This window comes from Humibacter sp. (assembly GCF_051954055.1).
Classification (GTDB): domain Bacteria; phylum Actinomycetota; class Actinomycetes; order Actinomycetales; family Microbacteriaceae; genus Humibacter.
Genome location: NZ_JBQCIE010000093.1, coordinates 1 through 3,053, shown reverse-complemented (window position 1 = coordinate 3,053; position 3,053 = coordinate 1). Strand labels below are relative to the sequence as shown.

2 protein-coding genes are annotated in these 3,053 nt (G+C 66.1%); both read right to left on the bottom strand.

Translation table 11 applies throughout. The features are described 5' to 3' along the window. Positions 1-512: 512 nt before the first annotated feature. Positions 513-1,592, bottom strand: a complete 1,080-nt coding sequence (locus ACTHNC_RS11380) for an ABC transporter permease (RefSeq protein WP_440294720.1) — start codon at positions 1,590-1,592, stop codon at positions 513-515. Further along, positions 1,589-3,053: sugar ABC transporter ATP-binding protein (locus ACTHNC_RS11375; RefSeq protein WP_440294719.1), on the bottom strand; the 1,465-nt coding region annotated here is incomplete at its 5' end. The genes ACTHNC_RS11380 and ACTHNC_RS11375, both read right to left, overlap by 4 nt.

Here is a 3,053-nt window from a genome sequence, read left to right as displayed (position 1 = left end):
GAATATCAAACTGACATTCAAAAATATCTAATCCAAAGGAATCCCAACACCAACACCAACCAAAAAAGGCCGATGCCAGTGACGAGGTTAATTGGCATATGACATTGTGCACGCTGTTGAGTTCTCAAGGATCGGACACTCCTGACCATCAGTCTCTCGACCTACTTGTCAGGGCTTGTTTCACCGATCATCCATGGGTCACTGCTCGAGGCGAACTCGAATTGCGCCGATGGAAGTTGTTCGTTCCGTTCAGCCAGTGGTTCTCTCCTGAAAGGAGTAGCTCTTCGGCTGAGGATCGGTCCCGCTTGAGGCCGGAAGCTCTTCGAGCTTTCCGCACCTTTGGGGTGACAGGTGTCTACTCTACGTGCCGGTCACCGTGCGTGCAATTCGGCGTGCACCCCGGGCGTGGCGCGCAGCAAGTGAGGGTCCGCGTCGCGTTCGCCCGCCTCTACGGGTATTGCGCAGCGCACGGATCATGCCACTGTCCGTGCGCTGCGCACCCTGCGCACCGGTTAGCTGCGCCCCCGACCGAAGTATCTGGCGCGCACCCGGTCGAGCAGGATCGCGATGCCGAGGACTGCACCCTGCACGACCTGTTGGAAGTACGGGCTCACATGCAGCGCGAGCAGACCGTTGGCGATGAGCTCCAGCAGGATGGCGCCGGCCGCGACGCCGAAGATGCGGCCCTCGCCACCCGTCAGCGACATACCACCGACAACCGCCGCAGCGATCGCAGTGAGTTCCCAGCCCGGACCGACCGAAGGATCGGCCACGTTCATGCGCCCGATGACCAGGATGCCGACCACACCTGAGATCGCAGAGGCTGCGACGTACATCGAGAAGATGCGCCGGCGGGTCGGGATGCCGGCGAGCCGCGCGGCTTCCCGGTTGCCCCCCACGGCATAGACCTGACGTCCGACGTAGGTGCGTTCGAGCACGAACCAGGCGATGAGCACGATCGCGATGAAGAACAGCGCTGGCACGGGCACGCCGAGCACGTAATACCCGCTGATGTCGCTGAACATCGGATCGATGCCGTTGATGGGCGTGCCGCTGGTGATGGCCAGAGAGAGCCCCTGTGCGATCGTGAACGTCACGAGCGTGATCACGAACGGCGGCACCTTCAACCGGGTCACGGTGAAGCCATGCCATGCGCCGATGAGTGCACAGATCGCGACGGTCACCACGATCGCGACAGCAGCAGGCAGGTGCATGGTGACATTGAGGCTTGCGGCGATGATCCCCGCCAGGCCGGCGAGCGCCCCGACCGACAGATCGATGCCTCCGGTGAGAATGACGAGCGCCTCGGCCACGGCAAGGATGCCGAGCTGCGCCAGGTCACGGCCCATCACCTGGAGGTTGCCCGCCGTCGCGTAGGTCGGCGCTGCGAACGCGATGATCGCGAAGACGACGACGCACGCGAGGCCGACGCCCGCCTCGGGTGAGGCGGCGAAACGGTGCAGCAGCGAAGGCTTGGCGCGACGGTTCGCAGCTGCCCGCGCCGGCGCAAGCCCGATCGGGGCGTCCACGGGGTCGGAGAGTGTGCTAGCGGGACGTGCCGAGACTGTCGTTGGATCGGGTGCGGCGGTCATGCCGGTTCTCCTTGCAAAGTGGATGCTTGCTCCGGCGCGGAGGACGCCGGAATGGTGGTGGAGGCGGCCGCGGTCATGATCGCCTCTTTGGTGGCCTCGTCCCGGTCGAGCACCGCGACGAGGCGGCCGCGGTTCATCACGGCGATGCGATGGCTGATCAACAGCAGTTCCTCGAGTTCGGACGATGCTGCGACCACCGTCATGCCGTCGGCGGCCGCCCGGTCGATGAGCCCGTAGATCTCAGCTTTCGCTCCGACATCCACGCCCCGGGTCGGTTCGTCGAGCAAGAGCAGCCTCGGCGCAGTCGCAAACGCCCGGCCGAAGATCGCACGCTGCTGATTGCCGCCGGACAACGAACCGATCGGCTGGTCGACGCTCTGCATTCGCACATTGACGTCATGAGCGATCCTGACTGCGGCTGCGTGCTGTGCGCGGGGCCCGAGCATCCCCCAGCGGCTCAGCCGACGAAGAATCGACACCGTCACATTCGATGCGATGGAGGCGAACAGCACGAGCGACTGCTCCTTGCGGTCCTCCGGGATGAGGGCGATGCCCGCTTCGACACCGTCTTGCGCGGTCCGCGGAGCGTGGCGCGCTCCGGCCATCGTCATGCTGCCTCCCGTCGAGGGCTGTGCGCCCGCGATGGTGTGGATGAGCCTGCTTCGCCCCGACCCCATGAGCCCGGCGACGCCGAGGATCTCGCCCGCCTTGATCTCCAGGTCGACCGGGCCGAGACCGTCGGCGGTGAGGCCCTCGAGCTGCAGGAACACCGGGGCGTCCGTGGATGGCGCCTTCGGGGTGCCGTGTTCGAGTTCACCGCCCACCATCTCCCTGATCAGACGCGCCTCAGACGCCTCGCTCGGTGTGAGATCTGCCACGAGGCGGCCGTTGCGCAGCACAACGACCCGATCGCTCACCTCGCGCACTTCGTCGAGTCGATGCCCGATGAACAGGACAGCACCACCGCGATCGGCGAGTTGCCTGGCCAGACCGAGCACGATCTCCGCCTCGACGGGACCGAGTGACGAGGTGGGCTCATCGAGAATGAGCAGGCGCGGTTTGCGACCCCACGCCTTGGCGATCTCGATCATCTGCCTCGTCGGAACAGGCAGCGAGCGCACGTCGCGATCGAGGCCGATGCGGCCAGCGGAAAGCCCGATGTCGGCGAGCATCGCGGCTGCCTGCGCCTGCTGGGCACGCCGGTCGACCAGCCACCTGCTGCGTGCCTGTTCGGGGCGGCGTCCGAGCAGCAGGTTCTCGGCGACCGAGAGCTGCCCGACCAGCGGGAACTCCTGCGAGACCATCGCGACGCCGAGCCGCTGCGCCGCTTCTGTCGAACCGGGGGCGAGCGGAGCGCCGTCGAGCGTTATCCGGCCGCCGTCCCGGTGCACGGCACCGGACAGGGTGCCCATGAGCGTCGACTTGCCCGCGCCGTTCTCGCCGACCACGCCGACGACTTGG

Coding starts and splice junctions, on each gene's coding strand:
- ACTHNC_RS11380 (WP_440294720.1), bottom strand. CDS start 1,592: ATGACCGCCGCACCCGATCCAACGACAGTCTCGGCACGTCCCGCTAGC.